This is a genomic window from Paraburkholderia sediminicola, assembly GCF_046026675.1.
Classification (GTDB): Bacteria; Pseudomonadota; Gammaproteobacteria; order Burkholderiales; family Burkholderiaceae; genus Paraburkholderia; species Paraburkholderia sediminicola_F.
This window is the reverse complement of record NZ_JAQQEY010000001.1, coordinates 470025-494247: the sequence shown is the minus strand read 5'-3', so window position 1 is coordinate 494247 and position 24223 is coordinate 470025. Positions and strand designations below refer to the sequence as shown.

Here is a 24223-nt window from a genome sequence, read left to right as displayed (position 1 = left end):
GCCACGTGAATCGATGCTTCGTGGTTCCCAGCGAAGTCAGAGATGGGAATCCCGAATATATACGAGTGCCCCTCGCGCGCAAACCGGTAATCCCCCCGTAAGCGAAAGTCTGCGCGCGCCGATCGACATGAAATCTCACCCGCCGCTACGCAAATAGACGTCGACCTGCGCTTCGATCCACTGCGCAAAATGCGCCTGCTTCGCGTTCAGAATCTCGCGTTGCTGCCACACCAGCCAGTACGGATACCGGTACGGCACGCGGATATCGGTGATCTGCACCAGCTCGCCGCGCGCCAACGCGTGCGCGACCAGACTGCGCCGTTCGAGCGCGATGCCCTGCCCCAGCAAAACCGCGCCCAGCACGATGTTCGAATCATTTGCAGACAGCACGACCGCCTCGGCGGCCGGCTCCGCCACCTGCGCCGCCTGACACCAGTCGGTCCACGGCGTGTTGGGGCTGGAGATCAACGGACACGCGATCACGTCCTCAGCGGTGACGGGCAAACGGCCGTCCGGCCCGAGCGTGAAATGCGGCGCCGCGACCACCAGCACTTCGTCGTCGAACAGTTTCTGCTGCGCAACATCGGGCCAATGCCCTTGCCCCATGCGAATGCCGATGTCACTCACACCTTGGCGCAAATCCTCGACCTGCAAACTCGTCAGCAGACGGACCCGGTAGTACGGATGTGTCTCGCGGAAACTCGCGAGACGCGGCACGAGCCAATGCTGCGCAAACGACGGCACGGTCGCGATGATCAATTCGCTTTCGTGTGGGCGCGCCTGCGCGCGGCGCGTCGCCCGCGTAATGTCGCGCAACGCCGCCCGTATTTCGAGCGCGTAGAGGCGGCCTTCTTCGGTGGGTCGCAGGCCGCGCGCTTCGCGCACGAACAGCGCAACGCCCATCGAATCTTCCAGCACCTTGATCTGCTGGCTCACCGCAGAGTGCGTGACATGCAATTCGCGCGCGGCCTGGGTCACACCGCCCAGGCGGGCGACGGCTTCGAAGCAGCGCAGAGCAGTGAGGGGCGGAATCGGCTTCATGTAAGAAATTCTGACGTAAACCGTCGATTAATGTCGCTTTTTTTGACTTGCGGAGCGCTTTAATCTATTGGTCTAATACATCACAAGGGCCGTCTGGCAAGCGAACAGCCGCGTGGGCACCCGCTCAGGCCAGCCATATAGATCTTCTAACGGAAATAAGATGAAACTGATCGGAATGCTGGATTCGCCCTACGTGCGCCGCGTCGCTATCTGCATGAAGTTGCTGAAGCTCGACTTCGAGCACCAGTCGATTTCCGTGTTCAGCACGTATGAGGCGTTCGCGAAGATCAATCCGGTTGTGAAAGCGCCGACCCTGATCCTCGACAACGGTCGGAGCGTGATGGACTCGACGGTGATCCTGCAGTATCTCGCCACGCTCGCCGGGCCTGATCAGCAGATCTTCCCGTCACAGCCTGAGCACTGCCTGCGCGCCGCGCGCCTTACGGGTCTGGCGCTGGCCGCTTGTGAAAAGACCGTGCAGATCGTCTACGAGCGCAATCTGCGGCCGGCGGACAAACAGCACGAGCCGTGGGTCAATCGCGTGACCGAGCAATTGCACGCCGCTTACCGCGAACTCGAAGAGGAACTCGCGTCGGCCCCGTTGCCGGTCGAACCGAACCATTTCGGCGCGGTGGACGTGACGGTGGCCGTCGCGTGGAATTTCACGCAAATGTACTTTTCGGAGACCGTCACCAAAGCGGCACATCCGCGTTTGCAGGCATTTTCCGAGGTCGCCGAACAACTGCCGGTGTTCCTCGATACGCCTGCCGTCTGAAGCACGCGCGGCGGGGAGCGGGACGCCGAACTACACCGTCTCCGCTTCCCGCCCCACGCCCCTCTGAAACAACGCCGAAATCGCGTCCGTCGACATCGGCTTCGCGAAGTAGAAGCCCTGCATCTCGTCGCACGCACGCTCCCTCAGAAAGTCGAGTTGCGCCGACGTCTCCACGCCTTCAGCGATCACCTGCAATTTCAGCGAATGCGCGAGCGCGATGATCGCGGAGGTGATCGTTTCATCATCGCCCGACACGCCGATATCCGACACGAACGAGCGGTCGATCTTCAACCGGTCCACTGGGAAGCGTTTCAGATAGCTGAGACTCGAATAGCCGGTGCCGAAGTCGTCGATGGCAAGGCCGATGCCGAGCGCGTGCAGCTCGTTGAGCATCAACACCGCCTCCTCGGCATTGCGCATGATGGTGCTTTCGGTGAGCTCGAGTTCGAGGTACTGCGGTTCGAGCCCCGTCTCGGCGAGCACCTGCATGACGAGCTTCGCGATATCGCGCTGCTGAAAAACGCGCGCCGACAGATTCACCGACACCCGCGCCGGCGGCAATCCTTCGTCCTGCCAGGCCTTGTTCTGGCGGCACGCCTCGCGCAATACCCATTCCGACAGCGGCCCGATCAGCCCGCTCTCTTCGGCGACCGGAATGAACAACGACGGCAGCACCAAGCCGACTTCCGGATCGCGCCAGCGCACCAACGCCTCAGTACCGACGATCTGCCCGCTCAGGATATCCACCTGCGGCTGGTAGTGCAGCAGGAACTCGTCGTCGCGCAACGCGCGGCGCAATCGCCGTTCGAGATTCAGGCGCGCGCCCGCGCTCGCATTCATCTCCGGCTGATAGAACTGGAACGTATTGCGGCCCATGTCCTTCGCGCGATACATCGCGAGGTCGGCCTTTTTCATCAGCGTTTCCGCGTCTTCGCCGTCCTGCGGGAAGAGGCTCGCGCCCATGCTGCAGCCGACATACAACTCGGTGCCGTCGAGCCACACCGGCTCCGAAATCGACGCGCGCGCCCGCTCCATCCACGCGATCAGCGACTGCTCGTCGACGGTATCGGTCATCACGATCACGAACTCGTCGCCGCCATGCCGCGCGACCGTGTCGCTGGTCCGCGTGCAACGAGCGAGCCGCTCGGCCACCACGCTCAGTAAGCGGTCACCGACGCTATGGCCGAGGCTGTCGTTGACGTTCTTGAAGCCGTCCAGATCGATGAACACGACCGCGACGCCCTTGTGATGCCGCTGCGCCACGATCAACGCATGCTGCAGGCGATCGCGCAGCAGGTTGCGGTTCGGCAGGCGCGTGAGACTGTCGTAGTTGGCCTGATATTCGAGCTGTTCCTGATAGCGGATCAGATCCGTCACATCATTGATCACGCCGATGTGGTGTGTGATCACCCCCTCCGCGTTCGGTACGGGCGCAATGAACAGCTGATTCCAGAACAGCGCGCCGTCCTTGCGATAGTTGCGCACCACGGCGCTCACCTCACGGTTCGCGGCGAGCGCCTGGCGGATCAACGCGACGCCTTCCTGGTCGCGGTCGTCGCGCTGCAGCACACGGCAATCGTGACCGATCACTTCCGCGGGATCGTAGCCGGTGATCCGCATGAACGCGGGGTTCACGTATTCGATCAGATTGCCCGCCGGCGACGGCGCGGTAATCAGAATCGCGTTGACGCTGGCATCGAGCGCGCGGCTTTGCAGACGCAAGGCCAGATCGGCGCGCTTGCGCTCGGTGATGTCCGTGTAGGAACCGAGCACGCCGATCACGCGACCGTCGCTGTCGGTGAACGGCAGCTTGCTCGTGACCGTGGTGCGGTGCACGCCGTCGATCACCAGGTCGACCTCGAAACTCATCTTCGGCACGCCGGTGCTCACCACCTCCTTATCGTGCTCGTTCAGCAGGTCGGCGAAGGCGCGCCACGGCATGTCGCTGTCGCTCTTGCCCACCACCTGCTCGGGGTAAGAAAGCCCCGCATCGCGCGCGAACGCCATATTGCAGCCGAGATAACGCGATTCCTGATCCTTCCAGAAAATGCGCTGCGGGATGTTGTCCATCACCGTTTCGAGCATCTGGTTCGAACGCTGCGCTTCGGCTTCGGTATTGATCTGTTCGGTGACGTCGTCGGCCAGTACGAAGAAGGCGGCGCGGCTCATGAAGTTGAGCGCGTGATACGAAATGTCGGCGCTGATCATCGAGCCGTCCTTGCGCCGGTGATGCCAGACACCCGCCATCGTGCGGCCGTGTTGCAGGACGTCGCTGCGCTGCATGTGCGATTCGAGGCGCGAGATTTCGGCATTCGGCCGGATCGCGCGAATCGTCATGCCGAGGAATTCGCTTTCCGAGTAACCGTATTGCTGAATCGCCGCCGCGTTGACGGCGAGAAAGCGCAGGGTCTCGCGATCGAAAATGTACATCGGCACCGGATGGTCGTCGAACAGACCGCGAAAGCGCTCGTCGTTGCGGCCGAGCGCGCGCACGGTGCGCAGCTTCTTGCGCGCGCTGCTTTCGCGGGCTCCGAATGTGAAGATCAGAAGCGCGCTGCCGGCCAGCATCGTCACGATCAGCAGAAACATGGCGCGCTGCGCTTCGTTCGCGGAGGTCGCGAGCGAAGCCTGCAACGCCCCATTCTCCTGCTTGCGCAACGCCGCCAGACCGTCTTCCACACGGCCGAGACCCAGCCCGAGATGCGTATAGGTCGACGCCGCCCATGCGCGCGACTCATTTGGCATGGCGCCGGCGCTCTTCAGGAGCGCATCGTCGATATCGTGTTGCAGCGCGTGACTGTCCACGCTCAGCCTCGCGAGCGTGTCGAGCATGGCCGGTTCGCCGGCGAGCGCTTTGCGCAACTCGCGCTCCAGACCGGCCAGCGAAGCTGCCATGGCGGCAGCCTCGTTGACCGGCGCGGCCTCGCCCGTTGCTTCGAAACGGCCGAGCGCGGCCAGCCCGCCGTCGAGCGCCGTATGGTACGCGTCGAGATTCTCTCGCACGTTCGTCGAACGCAGCATGCGCGCGTCGGCGTCGCGCTGGCCGCAAATCTGCGTATAGGCGACGAACGCGTTCGCGCCGACCGCCGCGGCGACGACCGCCAGATTGATCAGCAGCCGCTTCGATAAAAAAGGAGTCATGGATTCCGAACGTCAATCGTTCTGAGGGCGGGAGCGCGGGGTCGGTGCGTCGGGTCGCATCGAGTCGAGTTTTTTTACGCGCCAACCCATGGATAACGGCAGGGTTCGGAACAGATTGAGGGGGCGATGCGAAATATTTCGCGGATTGAGCTGGGGGCGTCTGGCTGGAGGTGCCTGGGTGGTAGCGGCTGGCCGGACGTCCCTGGGCGGTCTGAACTAGCCGGCCACATCAAGCTGGCCGCACCTAACCGGCCGTACCAAATTCCTTCATCGCAGGGACGAAGTCATGGTTGCTTTCCGGCTTGCGCGACAATTTGGCGAGTACGTAGCGCTTGAACGGCTCGAGTTCGGCCCACTGAGCGACACGTGGCGTGGGCAGGCCGGCCAGCCCCGCCTGATGCACTACGCCGTCCGGCACAGCATCCGTGCGGCGCCAGGCAGGCGCTTCCTCGGGCGTGAACCACTCCGGCTCGATATTCGCGTGCGTGCGCAGCATCTCGAACAGTGCGTGGTCGAAATTCGGCTCGATTTCCGCGTCTTCTTCGACCGGAAATCGCGCCAGGAGCTTGCGGTCTTCGAGCGGCAGTATTTGCCACTGCTCAAGGGTGATGCGCAGCCCGAAGCGATCGAGATTGAAGCGCACCGACATCGGGATGTAGGTGAAATTCTCCGAGGACGCGACTTCGAAGTTGAACAGAAGCGGTGCTTCGTTGAGTCCCATGACAGTATTCCTCTTTGTTGGCGGGCAACGCGCAAGCCCAGCTTGAGGTATTTTAGAACCTTATTCGCGCGATAGCGGCGTGGTCTGGCGCTGCTTCGCGCCGCCGGGCAACGCTGCAAGCCGTAGAAACGCGCGCAGCATGAAAGGAGTGAAGTCGCTTGAACGAACTGGACACAGACGGGCAGACGGGCGCCGTGGAGCGCCAGGTGCACCGGCATCGCGGCGCAGCGGTCGAAACCGTCACCGATCACGTCGGTCAGGAATGGCCGGTGGCGCTCGTCTTTAACGGCATCTCGCACGCGGTGATGATGTGCACACCGCGCGATCTGGAAGCGTTCGCGGTCGGTTTTGCGATTTCGGAAGGGATCGTGGAACGCGGCAGCGACATTCAGGACATCGAGGTCGAACTGCACGACCATGACGAATTGCCGCATGCCGAAGTGCAATTGAAGGTGGTGCAGCAGGCGTTCGTCGCGCTGAAGGAAAAGCGCCGCGCGCTCGCCGGACGCACCGGCTGCGGTGTATGCGGGATCGAAAGCATCGATCTGCTGGATCTGAAACCGGAACGCGTGCCGGACACCGGCTTTCTGCAACGGCTGGCGCCGGATGCAATCGCTCGTGCCGCGCGCGAGTTGCCGGAACACCAGGCGCTGACGCGTCTGACCGGCGGCCTGCACGCCGCCGCATGGTGCGATGCGGCAGGCGCGATCCGCTACGCGTTCGAAGACGTCGGCCGTCACAACGCGCTCGACAAACTGATCGGCCAGCTGGTGCTCGACCGCGCAGATACCAGGGAGGGTTTTGTGTTTCTGTCGAGCCGCGCCAGCTACGAACTGGTCCGCAAGGCGGCGCGTGTCGACGTGCCGATGGTCGCGACGATTTCGGCGCCGTCGTCGCTGGCAATTGCGATCGCGCGCAAAGCGGGCGTACGGCTTGTCAGTTTCTGCCGGGAAACCAGCTACGTCGACTACGACACCTTGCAGCCGACGCAACCTTGAGCGTCCGAAGCATGCTCAAACGCCTGAAGCATTTTCAGGCACCCTCGAGCGCCTGAACACAGCCGGTCAGTCGAACTGCCGGAAGTCCGGCTTGCGCTTCTCGAAGAACGCCTTGAACGCCTCGCGCGCTTCCGGCGCGATCAGCATCTTGCCGAAGTGCACCGCTTCCTCGCTCATCTGCGTTTGCAGTTCATGCTGGCTCGCGCGCTTCATCAGACTCTTCGTCACTCGCAGCGACGACGCCGGCAGCGCCGCCAGCTTCGCCGCTTGCGCGGCTGCAAACGCCTCGACTTCAGCTGCGGGCAGCACGCGATTCACGAGACCCATACGGTGCGCTTCGGCAGCGTCGAACGCTTCGCCGAGCAGCAGCTTTTCTGCAGCGGCCTGGTAACCGGCTATGCGCTGCAACAGCAAACTCGACGCCGCTTCCGGACACAGCCCGAGTTGCGTGAACGGCAGCGAAAAGCTCGCCGTATTGGCTGCGTAGACCAGATCGCAGTGCAGCAGGAGCGTTGTGCCGATGCCGACTGCCGGCCCCGCCACCGACGCCACCACCGGCTTTTCCGCCGAACTGATCGCACGCAGGAACTGGAATACCGGCGCGTCTTCGCCGCCTGGTGGCTTCTTCATGAAGTCTTCGAGATCGTTGCCGGCGCTGAAAATGCCGGCGCTGCCGCGAATCAGAATTGCCCGGATCGATGTATCACCGTGTGCTTCGACCAATGCGTCGGCCATCGTCTGATACATCGCCGCCGTAATCGCGTTTTTTCTTTCGGGCCGGTTGAAGGCAATCGTCAGCACGCCGTCGGCGCGCTCGACCAGAATATCCATTGTCATCTCCTCGTACTCCTGGTTGCTGCTGAATGAAAAAACGGCTCGCAAGCCAAGCGGCCTGCGAACCGTTTACGCAGTTCTTAAGGGATCACAGCGGGGATCACCGCGGGAATCATCGCAGCGATCACGACAAGGATCACCGACGGAACCTGAGCGAACATGATTACAGGCGTTCGATGATGCCCGCCGCGCCCATGCCGGTGCCGACGCACATCGTCACCATGCCGTACTTGAAGTTGCGGCGGCGCAGGCCGTGCACCACTGTCGACGCGCGAATCGCGCCGGTCGCACCCAGCGGGTGGCCGAGAGCGATCGCGCCGCCGAGCGGGTTGATCTTCGACGGATCGAGACCGAGATCCTGAATCACCGCCAGCGATTGCGCGGCGAACGCTTCGTTCAGCTCGATCCAGTCCATGTCTTCGATCTTCAGGCCGGCGGCCTTCAGTGCGGCCGGAATCGCTTCCTTCGGACCGATACCCATGATTTCCGGCGGCACGCCGCGCACGGCGAAGCTGACGAAACGGGCGAGCGGCGTCAGGTTGAATTCCTTCAGCATCTTTTCCGACACGACGATCAACGCGCCCGCGCCGTCCGACGTCTGCGAGCTGTTGCCGGCCGTCACCGAACCCTTGTTCGCGAACACCGCGCGCAGTTTCGCCAGACCTTCCAACGACGTTTCCGCACGCGGACCTTCGTCGAGCGCGACTTCACGCGTCTTGATACGCACTTCGCCGGTGGCGAGATCGGGGAAACGTTCGGTGATCGTGTACGCGGCGATTTCGTCGTTGAACTCACCGGCTTGCTGTGCGGCGATGGCGCGGCGATGCGATTCGACCGAGAACGCGTCTTGCGCTTCGCGGCTGATCTTCCAGCGCTCCGCGACCTTCTCCGCGGTCAGGCCCATGCCGTAGGCGATGCCGATGTCTTCGTTACGATCGAAGATATGCGGCGACATCGACGGCTTGTTGCCCATCATCGGCACCATGCTCATCGATTCGCAGCCGCCCGCGATCATTGCGTCCGATTCACCGACGCGGATACGGTCAGCCGCCATGGCCAGCGCGGTGAGGCCCGACGCGCAGAAGCGGTTCACCGTGACTCCGCCCACCGTGTTCGGCAGGCCCGCCAGCAGTGCGCCCATCCGCGCGACGTTCAGGCCTTGCTCGGCCTCAGGAATCGCACAGCCGATGATGGCGTCTTCGATCACCTTGGTGTCGAGGCCGGGCACTTGCGCCACGGCCGATTTGATCGCGTGCACCAGCAGTTCGTCCGGGCGCGTGTTCTTGAACATCCCGCGCGGCGCCTTGCCGATCGGCGTGCGGCTCGCGGCGACGATGTATGCGTCTTGCAATTGCTTTGTCATTTAAAGCTCCTGTGTAGACCAGAGTTGGCGCTTTAGCTGTCGACCAGAGTTCGCGCTTTAGCGCGTTACTCTGGTCTCATGCAAAGCACTTACTCCGGCCCCATGCAATTTATTGCGGTCGCTCGCCGCGTTAATTACGAACCGGCTTGCCGGTTTGCAGCATGCCCATGATCCGTTCCTGCGTCTTTTGCGTGCCGAGCAGATCGACGAACGCTTGACGCTCGAGTTTGAGCAGCCATTCTTCGTCGACGAGGCTGCCCGCTTCCACGTCACCGCCGCACACCGCTTCCGCGATGCGGCTGGCGATCAGGTAGTCGTGCTCGCTGATGAAACGGCCGTCGCGCATGTTGACGAGCGATGCCTTGATGGTCGCAATCGCGGAGCGGCCCGCAACCGGCACTTGCGTGACACGCAGCGGCGGACGATAACCCGCGGCGGACAACGCACGCGCTTCTTTCTTCGCGATATCGAGCAGTTCGAACACGTTGAAGACGATCGTGTCGGACGGCTGCAGGTAGCCCATTGCGCGGGCGTCGAGTGCGGAAGCCGAGACCTTCGCCATTGCCGCGTTTTCGAACGACTTCTGCACGAACTTCAGCAGGTCGTTGGTCGCGCCGGCTGCCGTCGCAGCTTCCGCTGCACGCAGTGCCGCTTCCTTCAGACCACCACCTGCCGGCACGAGACCCACGCCGACTTCAACCAGACCGACGTAGCTTTCGATGTGCGCAACCCGCTTCGCGCTATGCAGCGCCAGTTCGCAGCCGCCGCCGAGCGCGATGCCCGACATAGCCGAGATGACCGGCACGCTCGCGTACTTCACGCGCAGCATGCCTTGCTGGAACTTCTTCACGAACGGCTCGATGCCCTTCGCGCCGCCCATCATGAACGCAGGCATGGCTTCTTCGAGGTTGGCACCTGCGGAAAACGGGCCACCCGGCGTACCGAGTTTCAGCGATGTCGGCTGCCACACGACCAGACCCTTGTAATCCTTCTCGGCCAGGTCGATAGCCTGCGTCAGACCGTCGATCACCGACGGTCCTATCGTGTTCATCTTGCTCTTGAACGACACGATCAGGACGTCGTTCTCGCCCGCACGGTCGTCGACCCATGCGCGCACGGCGTCGGTTTCGAACAGCGTCTTGCCGTAGGTCTTCGGATCAGCCGACGTTTCGCCGACCAGCGGTGCGCGGAACACCTGCTTGTCGTAGACCGACAGCGACGAACGCGGCACGAACGTTTTCGAAGCCGGCGACCACGAACCTTCGTTCGTATGCACGCCACCCTTCTCGGCAACCGGGCCTTCCAGCACCCACGACGGCAGCGGCACGTTCGACAGCGCCTTGCCTGCCGCGATGTCTTCCTGCACCCATTCGGCGACCTGCTTCCAGCCGGCCGTCTGCCAGCCTTCGAACGGACCTTCGTTCCAGCCGAAGCCCCAGCGGATGGCCAGATCGACGTCACGTGCGTTGTCAGCGATCGATTCCAGATGCACGCCGATGTAGTGATACACGTCGCGGAAAATCGACCACAGGAATTGCGCTTGCGGATGCTCCGATTCGCGCAGGAGCTTCAGACGCTCTGCCGGTGGGCGCTTCAGAATGCGGCCAACCAGTTCGTCGGCCTTCGCGCCGCCGTCGACGTACGCGCCCGTTTTCGGGTCGAGCACCTTGATGGCTTTGCCTTCCTTTTTGTAAAAGCCGCCGCCGGTCTTCTGACCGAGCGCGCCCTTCTTCACGAGTTCAGCCAGCACGGCCGGCGTTTCGTAGACCGGGAAGAACGGGTCGTCCTTCAACGTGTCCTGCATCGTCTTGATGACGTGCGCCATCGTGTCGAGACCGACCACGTCAGCCGTGCGAAACGTTGCCGACTTCGCTCGGCCCAGACGCGAGCCCGTCAGGTCGTCCACTTCGTCGAAACGCAGGCCGAACTTCGCGGCTTCGGTAATCACGGCGAGGATCGAGAAAATACCGACACGGTTAGCGATGAAGTTCGGCGTGTCTTTCGCCCGCACGACACCCTTGCCGACCACGCTCGTCAGGAACGATTCGAGTTGATCGAGGATTTCCGGACGCGTCGTCGCGGTCGGAATCAGTTCAACCAGGTGCATGTAGCGCGGCGGATTGAAGAAGTGCACGCCGCAGAAGCGCGCCTTCAGTTCATCCGAGAAACCGTTCGACAGTTCGGTGATCGACAGACCCGACGTATTGGTTGCGAAGATCGCATTCGGCGCGATATGCGGCGACACCTTCTTGTACAGGTCGTGCTTCCAGTCCATGCGTTCGGCGATCGCTTCGATCACGAGGTCGCACTCGGCGAGCTTCTCGATGTCGTCGTCGTAATTCGCGGGCTGGATGTATTGCGCGTCGTCCTTCACGCCGAACGGCGCGGGCGACAGCTTCTTCAGATTCTCGATCGCCTTCAGGGCAATCGCGTTCTTCGGGCCTTCTTTGGCAGGCAGGTCGAACAGCAGCACGGGCACCTTGGCGTTGATCAGGTGCGCTGCGATCTGCGCGCCCATCACGCCGGCGCCGAGCACGGCGACCTTGCGAATGATCAGATTGCTCACGTCGTTCCTCCGGGGAGTTATGCGGTGTCGCGAAGGTGTCTCTTATGTTTCGCGATGTGTGACTGGTGGCAGTGGAAGGCGCCACGCCTCTTGAGGACGTGGCGCTTGCCGTGAAGTGTGTGCCTTAAAACAGCGACTCTTCGACGTCCATCATCGACTTCGAACCGGCGCGTGCCTGACGGATCGTCATGGCCGTTTCCGGCAGCAGCTTCGCGAAGTAGAAACGTGCGGTTGCGAGCTTGGCCTTGTAGAACGGGTCGCCCGATGCTTCGTTGTCCAGCGCGATACGTGCCATGCGCGCCCAGAAGTACGAGAACACCAGGTGGCCGACGGTGCGCAGATACGGCACGGCGGCAGCGCCGACTTCGTCCGGGTTCTGCATGGCCTTCATGCCGATTTCCATCGTCAGTTTCTGCACCTTGTCGCCGATGTCGGCGAGCGGGTTGATGAACTCCTGCATTTCCGGCTTCACGCCTTCGGCTTCGACGAAATCCGACACCAGCTTGCCGAACTTCTTCATCTTCGCGCCCATGTCGCCGAGGATCTTGCGGCCCAGCAGGTCGAGCGCCTGAATCGCGTTGGTGCCTTCGTAGATCATGTTGATACGCGCGTCGCGCACGTATTGCTCCATGCCCCACTCGGTGATGAAGCCGTGGCCGCCGTAGATCTGCATGGCGTGGTTGGTGCTCTCGAACGCGTTGTCCGAGAGGAATGCCTTCAGGATCGGCGTGAGCAGCGCGACCAGATCCGCCGCTTCTTTGCGCACCGATTCGTCGGCGTGCGACAGTTCCTTGTCGATGTGCAGCGCGGACCAGTACGAGAACGCGCGCGCGCCTTCGGCATAGGCCTTCTGCGTGAGCAGCATGCGGCGCACGTCCGGATGCACGATGATCGGGTCAGCGGCCTTTTCCGGCGCCTTCGGGCCGGTCAGCGAGCGCATTTGCAGACGCTCTTTCGCGTACACCAGCGAGTTCTGATAGCCGATTTCGGTCAGGCCCAGGCTCTGCATGCCAACGCCCAGACGCGCAGCGTTCATCATCACGAACATCGCGTTCAAGCCCTTGTTCGGCTCGCCGACCAGCCAGCCCTTCGCGTTGTCCAGATTGATCACCGCGGTCGCGTTGCCGTGAATGCCCATCTTGTGTTCGATGGAGCCGCACTTCACGCCATTGCGCTCGCCCGGCTCACCGGCTTCGTTCGGCACGAACTTCGGCACGATGAAGAGGGAAATGCCCTTGGTGCCCTTCGGTGCGTCCGGCAGGCGCGCGAGCACCAGGTGAACGATGTTCTCCGCGAGATCGTGTTCGCCGCTGGAGATGAAAATCTTCGTGCCGCTGATCGCGTACGAGCCGTCGCTGTTCGGTTCGGCCTTGGTGCGCAGGATGCCGAGATCGGTGCCGCAGTGCGGCTCGGTCAGACACATCGTACCGGTCCAGACGCCCGCAACCAGCTTCGGCAGATAACGTTGCTGCAGTTCCGGCGTGCCGTGCGCATGCAGACATTCGTACGCGCCGTGCGACAGGCCCGGGTACATCGTCCACGCCTGGTTCGCCGAGTTCAGCATTTCATACAGCGCGTTGTTGACGAACGCGGGCAGGCCCTGGCCGCCGTAGTCCGGATCGCAGCCGAGTGCCGGCCAGCCGGCTTCCACGTATTGCCTGTAGGCTTCCTTGAAGCCCTTCGGCGTGGTCACGACGCCGTCGCCAACGTAGGTGCAGCCTTCCTGGTCCCCGCTGTGATTGAGCGGGAACAGCACTTCGGAGCAGAACTTGCCGGCCTCTTCGAGCACGGCGTTGATCGTGTCCGCATCGAGATCCGCGTGCTTCGGCATCTGCTTGATCTCGGCTTCGACGTTAAGCAGCTCGTGCAACACGAATTGCATGTCGCGCAGCGGCGCGGCGTACTGTCCCATGACTCTCTCTCCCAAGTTTGACTAGGAGCCAGACCGTTAGCTGAGTCCGTGGATCGGATCTTTCAGCGCCGCTTAATCTGCTTGAAGTTCGGCGGCTCTGCTAACGGCTTTCGCTCTGATACGAAACAATCAATTTTTCCAGCGCGGCCCACGTCAGACGCACTGCATCCGGCAGGTGCAGGAAGCGCGCGTCGTGATGCAGACCGAGCGTGAAGCTGTACAGTTCGAACAGCATCAGCTGCGGATCGGTATCGGCGCGCAGATGCCCTTCTTCCATCGCCTGCGAAATTGCCCGCGTGAGCGCCGCACGCCAGATCGTCACACTCGACACCAGTTGTTCACGCACCGGGTTGTCCCCGCGGTCGTCGTACTCGACGGCGCCGCTGATGTAGATGCACCCCGTGGTGACTTCCTGAATGCGTTTCTCGATCCAGCGGGAAATCATCGCGCGCAAGCGCGGCAATCCACGAGGCTCACGCAAACTCGGGAAAAACACCTCGTCTTCGAAACGACGGTGGTATTCGCGCACGACTTCGACCTGCAAATCCTCGCGCGACCCGAAATGCGCGAACACACCGCTTTTGCTCATCTGCATGCGCTCGGCCAGCAACCCAATCGTCAGACCTTCCAGTCCGTCGCGGCTTGCCAGATCAAGTGCTGCTTCGAGAATCGCGACTCGTGTTTGTTCGCCTTTTCGCATAGCTTTTTTACCGTTCTAATGTGACCGAAAGAAAATCGAACGGCCGTACTATTATTGAGTGCTGCCGTCCGCGAAACAAGGACTTTATTAGAAACCGGTTTCTAACCCGGTTTCAATTCTGCGGCATCCGTCAATCAGAGGAAGGAGATTTTTTAGAGGCGTTTGCCTTCTTTTTGTCCCTTTCATTAACGCTGCGCCCTTGCGGTTATGTGCGGGGTGCTGATGAGCTAGTCATAGCCACCCACCGTTAATAGCTTCATCACGGCCCGATAGGTCGTGTAGGCAAGCCAGTTGAGGGCGCGCTCGCCCGCCGGACGGGCCTCGTAGCGCGCCTCGTCGATCCGGCGCGAATCCTTGAATGCGGCGAGGATCGCGTCGCGCAGCGCGTCGATCGACGGGTCGTTCACCAGCACCACGTTGGCTTCATTGTTGAGCATCAGACTCAACGCGTCGAGGTTCGACGAGCCGACCGTCCCCCAATTCGAATCCACCACCGCGACTTTGCCGTGCAGCAGGGTTTTCTCGTACTCGGCGATCTGCACGCCGGCTTTGAGCAGCGCACGATACAGGAACGGCACTGCGTAATCGAGCGCCCTGAACTCCTTGCGCCCGATGATGAGCTTCACGTCGACGCCGCGCCGCGCCGCGAACACCAGCGCGCGCCGCAGCTTGCGGCCCGGCATGAAGTACGGGTTAGCCAGCAGCACTTCGCTGCGCGCCTGGCCGATCGCGGTCAGATACGCCTTTTCGATGGCACGGCGGTTGATCAGGTTGTCGCGTGCGACGAAGGCCACGCAAGGCAGCCCGCCGGCCCACAGCGCCTCATTGCGATTGCGGCGCCGGCGACGCAGGGTGCCCAGCGACGCCATCGTCTTCGGCCCGAGATCAGGCTCGAGCGATTCCAGCGGCCGATGTCCGAGACGGATCCGCTGCCATTGGACCTCGAACGCCTGGCGGATATCGGCGACCACCGGCCCGCGCAATTCCACTGCGAAGTCCCAACGCCGGTAAGGCAGCTTCTCGCCGTTGTTCTCGTAATCGTCGACGATGTTGATGCCGCCGCAGTAGCCGAACTGATCGTCCACCACCGCGATCTTGCGGTGCGTACGCGAGAAGCCGAAGCGGCCGAACAGATGCGGGTTATAGATACGATGGTCGATGCCGGCGAGCGGCCATTCGTTGAACATCGGCAAGCGCTCGGTGCCGATACCGTCGGTGATCACGCGCACCTTCACGCCGCGCGAAGCGGCGCGCAGCAAAGCCGCGCTGACGGCCTGACCGGCGCTGTCGTCACAGAAAATATAGGTTTCGAGAACCACGTCGCTTTGCGCCGCGTCGATGCGTTCGATCAGCGCGGCGAAGAACTCGTCGCCGGAGCGCAGCAGCTTGACCTCGTTGCCGCTGGTGAAGCGGTAGCGCTGCCAGTAGCGGCGGCCGAGCAGCGATTGACGGAGTCGCGCGAAACGGCGCGCGCCGCCGACGCTCACCGGGCACGCTCCTCGGGCTGGCCATTCAGGCGCCCAGCGAGCCGCTTCGGCAATTGCAGGATCGCGTCGGCATTCGACGACGAGAAGCAGCGCGAGGCCGCCTCTTCATAGGGCAGCCACAGGAACGCAGTGTGCTCGCGCGGAGCGAGCGTCACCTCGAGCTGCTCGGGCACTTCCAGGCTGAACCAGTGCTCGGTGTTGTGGATCACGCCCTCGGCATAGCGGTGCCGGAACTGGGGGTAGATCTCGTATTCGATCGAATACTGCCAGTCGAACAGTGCGCTGGGCGGCACGAGCGTACTGCCAATCACGATGCCGGTTTCCTCCGCCACTTCGCGCGTCGCCGTCTCGACGAAGGGTTCGTCGAGCTGGTCCTTCGAGCCGGTCACCGATTGCCAGAAATCTGTGTGGTCGGCACGCCGGATCAACAGCACGTCGAGCGCGGGCGTATGGATGACGACGAGTACGGATTGCGGGATCTTCGGCGGTTTCGGCATGGCGTAAAGACTGGGCGCAACGCTTGCGCGGTACATGTCGGCGAATGGTCCAATAAGCGGTCGAGACCGGTTGCTGCGACTGTAACGCAAAAAACGAAAAAGGCGCATCACGCGCCTTTTTCGTTTGCTTCCATCTGTCGTTTTCAGACAGCGTTAGTTTGATCCAGCTTAGACCTTCGGTTCCGGCTGACGCAGACGGATGTGCAACTCGCGCAACTGACGTTCGTCCACTTCGCTCGGCGCCTGCGTGAGCAGACACTGCGCGCGTTGCGTCTTCGGGAACGCGATCACGTCGCGAATCGAATCGGCGCCGGCCATCATCGTGATGATGCGGTCCAGACCGAATGCGATACCGCCGTGCGGCGGAGCGCCGTATTGCAGCGCGTCGAGCAGGAAACCGAACTTGGCTTGCGCTTCTTCCGCGCCGATCTTCAGCGCACGGAACACCTTGCTCTGCACTTCTTCACGGTGGATACGCACCGAACCACCGCCGATTTCCCAGCCGTTCAGCACCATGTCGTAGGCCTTGGCGAGGCAGCGCGCCGGATCCGTTTCCAGATACTCGAGGTGCTCGTCCTTCGGGCTCGTGAACGGGTGATGCGCGGCGACGTAGCGGTTGTCTTCCTCGTCGTATTCGAACATCGGGAAGTCGATCACCCACAGCGGCTTCCAGCCGGATTCGACCAGACCGTTAGCCTTGCCGAATTCCGAATGGCCGATCTTCAGACGCAGCGCGCCCAGGCTGTCGTTCACCACCTTCGCACGATCCGCCGCGAAGAAAATGATGTCGCCATCTTGCGCGCCGGTGCGCTCGATGATTGCCTTGACCGCTTCGTCGTGCAGGTTCTTGACGATCGGGCTTTGCAGGCCGTCACGGCCCTTCGCCACTTCGTTGACCTTGATCCACGCCAGGCCCTTCGCGCCGTAGATGCGCACGAATTCCGTGTAGCTGTCGATGTCGCCACGCGAGAGCTCGCCGCCCTTCGGCACGCGGATCGCCGCGACGCGGCCGTCTTTCGTGTTGGCCGGCGTGCTGAACACCTTGAAGTCGACGTCTTTAACCGCATCCGTCAGGTCGGTGAATTCGAGCTTCACGCGCAGGTCCGGTTTGTCCGAACCGAAACGGCGCATCGCTTCCGAGTACTCCATGACCGGGAACTTCTCGGCCAGTTCGACGCCGATCGTTTCCTTGAACACGTGACGGATCATCGCTTCGAACAGATCGCGGATTTCCTGTTCCGACAGGAACGAGGTTTCGCAGTCGATCTGCGTGAATTCCGGCTGACGGTCGGCGCGCAGGTCTTCGTCGCGGAAGCACTTGACGATCTGGTAGTAGCGATCGAAGTTAGCGACCATCAGCAACTGCTTGAACAGTTGCGGCGACTGCGGCAGCGCGAAGAACTGGCCCGGGTTGGTACGCGACGGCACGAGGTAGTCGCGCGCGCCTTCCGGCGTGCTCTTGGTGAGCATCGGCGTTTCGATGTCGATAAAGCCCAGCGAATCCAGGTACTTGCGCACTTCGATCGCGACGCGGTAACGCAGACGCAGGTTGTGCTGCATCTGCGGACGGCGCAGGTCGAGCACGCGGTGCGTGAGACGCGTGGTTTCCGACAGGTTGTCGTCGTCGAGCTGGAACGGCGGGGTGATCGACGGGTTCAGCACGATCAGCTCGTGGCACAGCACCTCGATCTTGCCGCTCTTGAGCGAAGCGTTCGTGGTGCCTTCCGGGCGGGCGCGAACCACGCCCTTGATCTGCAGGCAGAACTCGTTCCGGACGCCTTCGGCCGTCTTGAACATTTCTGCGCGATCCGGATCGCAGACGACCTGAACGAGGCCTTCGCGGTCGCGCAGGTCGATGAAGATGACGCCGCCATGGTCACGGCGGCGGCTTACCCAACCGCACAGCGAGACGGGTTGGCCCAGCAGTTCTTCGGTCACCAGACCGCAGTATTCAGATCTCATCGACATGATGTTTGTCTTTCGTTATGCATTGGTTGGACGGCGCGCGGCGATAAACGCTGCGCACCGGCATTACAGCGGAGGCTCGACTGTCGTGCGGCGCACCGGCGCCGGCGGCGCGGACGGCGCCACGACGCCCATCGAGACGATGTACTTGAGCGCAGCGTCGACCGTCATGTCGAGTTCGATCACTTCGCTCTTGGGCACCATCAGGAAGAAGCCGGATGTTGGGTTCGGCGTAGTCGGCACATACACGCTGACATGATCTTCTTTCAGGTGGTTGACCACGTCGCCGCCCGGAATGCCGGTCAGAAACGCAATCGTATAGGAACCGCGGCGCGGGTACTCGATCAGGAGCGCCTTGCGAAACGCATTGCCGCTGCTCGACAACAAGGTGTCCGACACCTGCTTGACGCTGGTGTAGAGCGGGCCGACCACGGGAATGTGAGCAACCACAACTTCCCACCACTTCACGAGCTTCTGCCCGATGAAGTTTTGCGTCAACAGCCCGACGACAAAGATGAACGCCAGCGTCAGCACCGCGCCGAGGCCCGGCAAACGGAAGCCTAACGCGCGCTCCGGCTGCCATGAGGTCGGCAGCAGCAACAGCGTCTGGTCCATCGTGCCGATGATCAGGCCGAGCACCCACAGTGTGATAGCCAGAGGCACCAGCACCAGCAGGCCAGTCAGGAACACCGATTTGAGCGTCGTTTTTTTCGTCGTCATGTGTACCGCCAGAAAGCCGCGCGAGCCGATACCCGACGCGCGGCGTGTGCGCCGCCCCGAAGGGCGGCAGTCCCACTAGGCGCTGCCGGAACCGCTCGAACTCGCCGATGCGGCGGGTGCGGCAGCGGGCGCGGCAGGCGTTGCGACTGCGCCCGATGAGGCGGCGGCGGCCGTGCCGTTGGCCGAAGCCGTGTCGGAATTCGCCGCGCCGCTATTCCCGGCTGCAGCGTTTTCGCCCGAATTCGCATTCGAGCCGCCATTCGCGTCGGGCTTGGCCGGCGCCTTCGCGCCGCCGCGGAAATCGGTTACATACCAGCCGGAGCCCTTCAACTGGAAACCGGCTGCAGTCACCTGCTTGCGAAAGGTGTCTTTCCCGCACTCGGGACACTGCGTCAACTGGGGGTCGCTCATCTTCTGAAGCACGTCCTTCCCGAAGCCGCATGACTCGCAACGATAAGCGTAGATCGGCATGAACTTTTCCCTACAGAAATCTTGTAAACGCTTGCAAAGCCTTGAATTATAGCCGCATATGGCTAGTCATCCGCGAATTTCGGGGACAAACGCCAGGCGCAGCCGCCGTCCACGTAAATGGGGGCGGTCGCTATCGAATCAAGTGCGGCCCGCGCCATCGTCAAACGCGGCGGCCCGCTCAACCACGACGGCGCCAGGTCATCCAGCGCTCGCGACCGGCAAAGACGGCAATCGAGTCGTTCACGGCTTCGTCTTCGATCAGATCGAAGTGCGGCGTGAGCAACGCGTCGAGTTCAGCTCGCTCGACGCCGAACGGCGGCCCTTTCGGCGTCGCGCCGATGAAATAGAAACCCGCCAGCAGTGCGCCCTCAGGCAACAACTCGGCCATTCGTTGCGCGTAGTCTGCACGGCGCGCCAACGGCAGCGCGCAAAGGAAGGCGCGCTCGTAAATCCAGGCCGGCGTGAACGGCGGTTCGTAAGTGAAGAAGTCAGCCTGCTCGACCAGTTGCGCATGCTGCGCGCCCAATTGCTCGCGCGCTGCCGCTACGGCAGCCGGCGAGAAATCGATCGCCCGGACCGGATTGCCCTGCTTGGCCAGCCAGAGCGCCTCGTAGGCACTGCCGCAGCCGGGAATCAGTACGGCGGCGCCGCTGTGCCGGCCAGCAAATGACTGGAACGCCGACGGCACGCCCGCCTGATCCCACGGCGTGAAATGGCGTTCGAAGCGCTCGTCCCAAAACTCAGGCGAGTTGGGATCGCGGGTCGCGAAGTCGGGCGCGGAAGGTGGGTTCGGGTCGCTCATGGGATGCCTCGTAGGGATCAGGATCGGGTCGGGATCACCCGCCGTAGGCGAACGCCAGAAACGCCCGCGCCAGCACTGCCCCGACTCCGACCGCCACGCCGAATAGCAGCAGCCCTTGCAGCAACCGGTTGGTGCGCTTCTGCTCGAGCAGAATCTGGCGAATCATGTCGTCGTTCGCGCCGCGGGTGGTGTCATGGCGCGTGGCCAGCACATGGTGAATCAGGCGCGGCAACTGCGGCAGCGTCTTGCTCCACTGCGGTGCTTCGATCTTCAGCCGCTCGTACCAGCCGCGTAGACCGATCTGCTCGTTCATCCAGCGTTCGAGATAGGGCTTGGCGGTCTTCCACAAGTCCAGTTCAGGATCGAGCGAGCGGCCGAGCCCTTCCACGTTCAGCATGGTTTTTTGTAGCAGCACCAGTTGCGGCTGGATTTCCACATTGAAGCGGCGCGAAGTCGAGAACAGGCGCATCAGCACCTGGCCGAGTGAAATATCCTTCAACGCGCGGTCGAAATAGGGCTCGCAAACCGCGCGGATTGCGCTTTCCAGTTCCTCGACCCGAGTCGTAGGCGGCACCCAGCCGGACTCCAGATGCAGCGTGGCGACACGGTGGTAGTCACGCTTGAAGAAAGCGAGGAAGTTCTGCGCGAGGTAGTTCTTATCGAAGTCCGACAGTGCGCCGATGATGCCGAAGTCGAGCGCGATATAGCGTCCGAAGTGCGCCGGATCGAGGCTTACCTGGATGTTGCCCGGATGCATGTCGGCGTGGAAAAAACCATCGCGGAACACCTGCGTGAAGAAAATCTCGACGCCTTCGCGCGCCAGCTTCGGAATATCGACGCCGGCCGCGCGCAGCGTCTCCACCTGGCTGATCGGCACACCGACCATGCGCTCCATCACCAGCACGGTGGGCGTGCAGAACTCCCAGTACATTTCCGGCACCAGCAGCAGATCGAGGCCAGCGAAGTTGCGGCGCAGCTGGCTGCCGTTGGCCGCCTCACGCATCAGATCGAGTTCGTCGTGCAGATACTTGTCGAATTCGGCGACCACCTCGCGCGGCTTCAGGCGCTTGCCGTCGGCCCATAGCCGCTCGGCCCAGACGGCGATGTCGCGCAGCAAGGCCAGGTCGGAGTCGATCACCGGCAACATGTTCGGCCGCAGCACCTTCACGGCGACCGCCTTGCCCGCGTGCTGCCCTGCTTTCACCTTCGCAAAGTGAACCTGCGCGATCGACGCACTCGCTACCGGTACCCGCTCGAAATCGTCGAACAACACGTCGACCGGTGCGCCGAGCGACTTCTCGACCAGCCCGATCGCCACCGCCGAATCGAACGGCGGCACCTGATCCTGCAGCTTGGCCAGTTCATTGGCGATATCGACCGGCAGCAGATCGCGCCGCGTGGACAGCACCTGGCCGAACTTGACGAAGATCGGCCCGAGGCTTTCGAGCGCGAGCCGCAAACGCACGCCCGGAGGCGCATCGAACTTGCGGCCGATGGTGGTGATACGCAGCAGCAGACGCACACGCCGGTCATTGACGCGGCTGAGCATCATCTCATCGAGACCGAAGCGGATGACCGTAAAGAAAATCTTGAGGAAACGCAGAAAACGCATAGTTGTGCCCGATGACTAGCGCGTGCCGCGCGACATGGCGGCGCCGCCCGGCGCATCTGCGCCGCGGGCTTCGACCTTCTGTTCAAGACGCTCAATGCGCTTTTCCACGCGCGCCAAAGCGTCGCGGGCGCGGGCCAGTTCGACGTTGAAGTCTTCCAGCGCGGCACGCCGCACCAATTGCGGGTTTTCGTCGAGCAGATATTCAGCGGCGGTGTCGAGCAGATTGCGCCCGGTACGCCGCGCATGTTCGCCGACCTTGCGCACGATCGACGCGACTCGCCACGCCGGACCGTCGCCAATCAGCTTCGCCAGATCTTCTTCCGGCTCCCAGCGCAGATGCTCGGCGAGCTTGGCGATCACCGTCGCAAACTCGGCGTCGCCTTCAATCTTCACGTGCTTCATCACGGCAGCCTGGCCGCCTTGCATGAAGGCCGGCAGCGCATCGGACGGCACCGAGATGGTCACATCGAACTGTTGCGCCTCGGTTTCATCGACCGCGCCGAGGTAGCCGTCGGGTTGCACCAGCAGCATCAGCACGACTGGCGGACAGGACAGCCTGGCGGTCTTGCCCGCGTAAGGGGCGAGGCGCTCTCGAGCCCACGATTCGCGGGCGAGCAGATGATTGACAGCAGCAGCGAAGGGCTTGGCGGCGAGGGTCATTGAAAGTGGCAAGAAAAAACCCGCGCGGGCGAGGTGCCCGCGCGGGTTCCTATTGTAACGTCCGTTCGCTTCGCGGCTTGCTATGCCGAACGGCCAATGCTTTGTGCAAAGTCAGGGCAAGCAGGGCTGGCTCAGTGCTGTGCCACCTGCTGAATGCCGGCCAGCAGCCAGCCTTCGCCGGGGCGGTTCGCCTTCGTCAGGTTCCAGACCTCGACGAACGGCTCTGCCGCCGCACCCGCCGATTCGCGGATCAAACCGGAGAAGCGCACGCTGGCGAAGTATTCGGTTGCACGTTCTTCAACGCCCAGCAGCTCCGCGTTCAGCTGCACCACGTCCGTCTGATTGGACTCGGCACCGCGCGAGCTCAGGTCGACCTTCACTTCGGCGAACATTTCCGGCGTGGTGAATTCGCGGATGTCTTCCGTGTTGCCGACGTCCCACGCGGCTTGCAGGCGCACGAAGTACACCTTCGCGTTGCGCAGGAACGCTTCCGAATCGAAGCCGGCCGGCACTGACGGGGCGGTGTTGATGGACGGCGTAGTCAGTGGGTTGCCTTGCGGTTCGAGGTACGAGCCGGTGGGCGGAGCGGAGTAGCGCGGCTCCTGTGTATAGCCGGTGCCACCCGCATTCAGCGACGGTGCGCCGCCCGCGTACGCCGGTTGCGACGTATCGCGCTTACGGCCCATGAAGCGTCGGATCAGCCAGATGCCGATCATCGCGATGACCGCGATCACAATGATGTTGGCCATGGCGCCGGCGAACGCGCCGCCCAGACCGAAGAAGTGCGACAACAGCGCGGCGATACCAAGGCCGGCAGCAAGACCGGCGATCGGCCCAAGCCAGCGCGAGCGGTTAGGCGCTGCGGCCGGAGTCGGCGCGGGCGCCGGTGCCGGCTGCGCGCGCTGCTGCATGGCCTGATTGCTTTGGGAAGGTTGCGACGGAGCGGACTGTTGCTGAACCGTGTTCGACTGACGGCCAAGACTACGGCCGCCGCCCATGCGGCGGGCTTCCGCATCGAGCGAGGCGAGAGAGCCGGCCATGATCAGACCGACCATCGCGATCAGTCCGATTCTTCTCACCAATGACCTCGTAACCTTACGGGGAGATAACACACCTGAATCGGACATTTTCGTACTTTCCTTTAAAAATCGATGGGTTAGGAACCCTAGTATTTGGTCCCCACATGTAAAGCTACCACGCCAGCTGACAAATTGTAATATTTGACGCCGTCCAGGCCCGCTTGTTCCATCATTGTTTTTAAAGTTTCCTGATCCGGATGCATCCGGATCGATTCCGCCAGGTAGCGGTAGCTCTCGGCGTCCTTCGCAAACCGGTCGCCGAGCCACGGCAGGACCTTGAACGAATAGACGTCGTAGACCTTTTTAAGCGGATCCCACACCTTCGAGAACTCCAGCACCAGCAGACGGCCTGCCGGCTTCAGCACCCGGCGCATCTCGGCAAGCGCCACATCCTTGTGCGTCATGTTGCGCAAGCCGAATGCCACGGTCACTACGTCGAAGTAATTGTCCGGAAAGGGAATTTTTTCGGCGTCACACAGCAGCGCCGGGGTGATGACGCCCTTGTCCAGCAGGCGGTCGCGGCCCACGCGCAACATCGATTCGTTGATGTCGGTGTGCCAGACTTCGCCGGTGTCGCCCGCCTGTCTGGCGAACGCCTTCGACAGATCGCCCGTGCCGCCCGCGATATCGAGCACTTTGAAGCCCGGCCGGACGTTGGCCTGGGCGATCGTGAACATCTTCCACGCCCGGTGCAACCCGCCCGACATCAGGTCGTTCATCAAGTCGTAGTTGGAGGCGACCGAGTGGAACACGCCCGCCACCTTCTGCGCTTTGTCCTGTTCGTCGACCGATTGAAAGCCGAAGTGGGTTTTGCTCATCGCGCTCGTCCTTTCGCGTATTCTGAAATGTTGCGCCGCATCAGTGCGGCGATCAGGGCGA

General features: G+C 62.5%; 20 protein-coding genes. 2 read left to right on the top strand and 18 right to left on the bottom strand.

Going from position 1 to position 24223, the window contains the following annotated elements; translation table 11 throughout:
- Positions 1 to 135 precede the first annotated feature (135 nt).
- On the bottom strand, positions 136 to 1041 hold the full coding sequence (locus PQQ86_RS02180; protein WP_408264570.1) for a LysR substrate-binding domain-containing protein: 906 nt from the start codon (positions 1039 to 1041) through the stop codon (positions 136 to 138).
- Between the two features lie 160 nt (positions 1042 to 1201).
- On the opposite strand from PQQ86_RS02180, the gene PQQ86_RS02175 reads away from it, so the two are divergent.
- On the top strand, positions 1202 to 1816 hold the full coding sequence (locus tag PQQ86_RS02175; protein ID WP_408264568.1) for a glutathione S-transferase: 615 nt from the start codon (positions 1202 to 1204) through the stop codon (positions 1814 to 1816).
- A 30-nt stretch (positions 1817 to 1846) separates the two neighbouring features.
- On the opposite strand, the gene PQQ86_RS02170 is transcribed toward PQQ86_RS02175, so the two are convergent.
- Together PQQ86_RS02170 and PQQ86_RS02165 are read right to left on the bottom strand one after the other, a co-directional pair.
- Positions 1847 to 4957 (bottom strand): sensor domain-containing protein, encoded by a 3111-nt coding sequence (locus PQQ86_RS02170; RefSeq protein WP_408264567.1) that lies wholly within the window; start codon positions 4955 to 4957, stop codon positions 1847 to 1849.
- A gap of 244 nt (positions 4958 to 5201) precedes the next feature.
- The gene (locus PQQ86_RS02165; RefSeq protein WP_408264565.1) at positions 5202 to 5678 is read right to left on the bottom strand and encodes a nitrate reductase associated protein; all 477 of its coding nucleotides are present in this window, start codon (positions 5676 to 5678) and stop codon (positions 5202 to 5204) included.
- 158 nt (positions 5679 to 5836) lie between these two features.
- Here PQQ86_RS02165 and fdhD point away from each other — a divergent pair, with 158 nt between their 5' ends.
- Positions 5837 to 6676 carry a formate dehydrogenase accessory sulfurtransferase FdhD gene (gene fdhD, locus PQQ86_RS02160; protein ID WP_408264563.1) on the top strand — a complete coding sequence of 280 codons (840 nt, stop codon included), beginning with the start codon at positions 5837 to 5839 and terminating at the stop codon, positions 6674 to 6676.
- 66 nt (positions 6677 to 6742) lie between these two features.
- Here the strand turns inward: fdhD and PQQ86_RS02155 are convergent, their stop codons facing one another.
- The 15 genes from PQQ86_RS02155 to ubiE all read right to left on the bottom strand — a co-directional run bounded on the left by PQQ86_RS02155 (position 6743) and on the right by ubiE (position 24162).
- Positions 6743 to 7513: an enoyl-CoA hydratase gene (locus PQQ86_RS02155; protein WP_408264561.1), complete on the bottom strand. Its 771-nt coding sequence runs from the start codon at positions 7511 to 7513 to the stop codon at positions 6743 to 6745.
- A gap of 160 nt (positions 7514 to 7673) precedes the next feature.
- Positions 7674 to 8873: an acetyl-CoA C-acyltransferase gene (locus PQQ86_RS02150; protein WP_120347548.1), complete on the bottom strand. Its 1200-nt coding sequence runs from the start codon at positions 8871 to 8873 to the stop codon at positions 7674 to 7676.
- Positions 8874 to 9003: 130 nt separating this feature from the next.
- Complete coding sequence (locus PQQ86_RS02145; RefSeq protein WP_408264559.1) at positions 9004 to 11439, bottom strand: 3-hydroxyacyl-CoA dehydrogenase/enoyl-CoA hydratase family protein; 2436 nt, start codon at positions 11437 to 11439, stop codon at positions 9004 to 9006.
- A 124-nt stretch (positions 11440 to 11563) separates the two neighbouring features.
- A complete protein-coding gene (locus PQQ86_RS02140) occupies positions 11564 to 13351 on the bottom strand; it encodes an acyl-CoA dehydrogenase C-terminal domain-containing protein (protein ID WP_408264557.1) in 1788 nt (595 codons plus the stop codon).
- A 100-nt stretch (positions 13352 to 13451) separates the two neighbouring features.
- On the bottom strand, positions 13452 to 14051 hold the full coding sequence (locus PQQ86_RS02135) for a TetR/AcrR family transcriptional regulator (protein ID WP_046566835.1): 600 nt from the start codon (positions 14049 to 14051) through the stop codon (positions 13452 to 13454).
- 227 nt (positions 14052 to 14278) lie between these two features.
- A complete protein-coding gene (gene clsB / locus PQQ86_RS02130; protein ID WP_408264555.1) occupies positions 14279 to 15538 on the bottom strand; it encodes a cardiolipin synthase ClsB in 1260 nt (419 codons plus the stop codon).
- On the bottom strand, positions 15535 to 16035 hold the full coding sequence (gene nudB, locus PQQ86_RS02125; protein ID WP_408264553.1) for a dihydroneopterin triphosphate diphosphatase: 501 nt from the start codon (positions 16033 to 16035) through the stop codon (positions 15535 to 15537). The genes clsB and nudB overlap by 4 nt, the downstream gene beginning before the upstream one ends.
- A 168-nt stretch (positions 16036 to 16203) precedes the next feature.
- Complete coding sequence (gene aspS, locus PQQ86_RS02120; protein WP_408264551.1) at positions 16204 to 18003, bottom strand: aspartate--tRNA ligase; 1800 nt, start codon at positions 18001 to 18003, stop codon at positions 16204 to 16206.
- A 63-nt stretch (positions 18004 to 18066) separates the two neighbouring features.
- Complete coding sequence (locus tag PQQ86_RS02115; RefSeq protein ID WP_408215868.1) at positions 18067 to 18720, bottom strand: DUF502 domain-containing protein; 654 nt, start codon at positions 18718 to 18720, stop codon at positions 18067 to 18069.
- A 75-nt stretch (positions 18721 to 18795) separates the two neighbouring features.
- Positions 18796 to 19191 (bottom strand): FmdB family zinc ribbon protein, encoded by a 396-nt coding sequence (locus PQQ86_RS02110; RefSeq protein ID WP_408264548.1) that lies wholly within the window; start codon positions 19189 to 19191, stop codon positions 18796 to 18798.
- Between the two features lie 178 nt (positions 19192 to 19369).
- Positions 19370 to 19993, bottom strand: a complete 624-nt coding sequence (locus tag PQQ86_RS02105) for a methyltransferase domain-containing protein (RefSeq protein WP_408264547.1) — start codon at positions 19991 to 19993, stop codon at positions 19370 to 19372.
- 34 nt (positions 19994 to 20027) lie between these two features.
- Positions 20028 to 21605 carry a ubiquinone biosynthesis regulatory protein kinase UbiB gene (ubiB, locus tag PQQ86_RS02100; protein WP_408264545.1) on the bottom strand — a complete coding sequence of 526 codons (1578 nt, stop codon included), beginning with the start codon at positions 21603 to 21605 and terminating at the stop codon, positions 20028 to 20030.
- A gap of 15 nt (positions 21606 to 21620) precedes the next feature.
- Positions 21621 to 22265 (bottom strand): ubiquinone biosynthesis accessory factor UbiJ, encoded by a 645-nt coding sequence (locus PQQ86_RS02095; RefSeq protein ID WP_408264543.1) that lies wholly within the window; start codon positions 22263 to 22265, stop codon positions 21621 to 21623.
- Positions 22266 to 22396: 131 nt separating this feature from the next.
- Positions 22397 to 23392, bottom strand: coding sequence for a Tim44 domain-containing protein (locus tag PQQ86_RS02090; RefSeq protein WP_408264542.1), 996 nt, complete (start codon positions 23390 to 23392; stop codon positions 22397 to 22399).
- Between the two features lie 38 nt (positions 23393 to 23430).
- Positions 23431 to 24162: a bifunctional demethylmenaquinone methyltransferase/2-methoxy-6-polyprenyl-1,4-benzoquinol methylase UbiE gene (gene ubiE / locus PQQ86_RS02085; RefSeq protein WP_408264540.1), complete on the bottom strand. Its 732-nt coding sequence runs from the start codon at positions 24160 to 24162 to the stop codon at positions 23431 to 23433.
- Positions 24163 to 24223 lie beyond the last annotated feature (61 nt).

What these genes read in the sequence shown, in the direction of transcription:
- PQQ86_RS02090 (WP_408264542.1), bottom strand. Translation starts at nt 23,392, where the DNA reads ATGTCCGATTCAGGTGTGTTATCTCCCCGTAAGGTTACGAGGTCATTG.
- PQQ86_RS02170 (WP_408264567.1), bottom strand. Translation starts at nt 4,957, where the DNA reads ATGACTCCTTTTTTATCGAAGCGGCTGCTGATCAATCTGGCGGTCGTC.
- PQQ86_RS02155 (WP_408264561.1), bottom strand. Translation starts at nt 7,513, where the DNA reads ATGACAATGGATATTCTGGTCGAGCGCGCCGACGGCGTGCTGACGATT.
- PQQ86_RS02140 (WP_408264557.1), bottom strand. Translation starts at nt 13,351, where the DNA reads ATGGGACAGTACGCCGCGCCGCTGCGCGACATGCAATTCGTGTTGCAC.
- PQQ86_RS02110 (WP_408264548.1), bottom strand. Translation starts at nt 19,191, where the DNA reads ATGCCGATCTACGCTTATCGTTGCGAGTCATGCGGCTTCGGGAAGGAC.
- PQQ86_RS02095 (WP_408264543.1), bottom strand. Translation starts at nt 22,265, where the DNA reads ATGACCCTCGCCGCCAAGCCCTTCGCTGCTGCTGTCAATCATCTGCTC.
- aspS (WP_408264551.1), bottom strand. Translation starts at nt 18,003, where the DNA reads ATGTCGATGAGATCTGAATACTGCGGTCTGGTGACCGAAGAACTGCTG.
- PQQ86_RS02105 (WP_408264547.1), bottom strand. Translation starts at nt 19,993, where the DNA reads ATGAGCGACCCGAACCCACCTTCCGCGCCCGACTTCGCGACCCGCGAT.
- ubiB (WP_408264545.1), bottom strand. Translation starts at nt 21,605, where the DNA reads ATGCGTTTTCTGCGTTTCCTCAAGATTTTCTTTACGGTCATCCGCTTC.
- PQQ86_RS02115 (WP_408215868.1), bottom strand. Translation starts at nt 18,720, where the DNA reads ATGACGACGAAAAAAACGACGCTCAAATCGGTGTTCCTGACTGGCCTG.
- PQQ86_RS02165 (WP_408264565.1), bottom strand. Translation starts at nt 5,678, where the DNA reads ATGGGACTCAACGAAGCACCGCTTCTGTTCAACTTCGAAGTCGCGTCC.
- PQQ86_RS02135 (WP_046566835.1), bottom strand. Translation starts at nt 14,051, where the DNA reads ATGCGAAAAGGCGAACAAACACGAGTCGCGATTCTCGAAGCAGCACTT.
- nudB (WP_408264553.1), bottom strand. Translation starts at nt 16,035, where the DNA reads ATGCCGAAACCGCCGAAGATCCCGCAATCCGTACTCGTCGTCATCCAT.
- ubiE (WP_408264540.1), bottom strand. Translation starts at nt 24,162, where the DNA reads ATGAGCAAAACCCACTTCGGCTTTCAATCGGTCGACGAACAGGACAAA.
- PQQ86_RS02180 (WP_408264570.1), bottom strand. Translation starts at nt 1,041, where the DNA reads ATGAAGCCGATTCCGCCCCTCACTGCTCTGCGCTGCTTCGAAGCCGTC.
- PQQ86_RS02175 (WP_408264568.1), top strand. Translation starts at nt 1,202, where the DNA reads ATGAAACTGATCGGAATGCTGGATTCGCCCTACGTGCGCCGCGTCGCT.
- PQQ86_RS02150 (WP_120347548.1), bottom strand. Translation starts at nt 8,873, where the DNA reads ATGACAAAGCAATTGCAAGACGCATACATCGTCGCCGCGAGCCGCACG.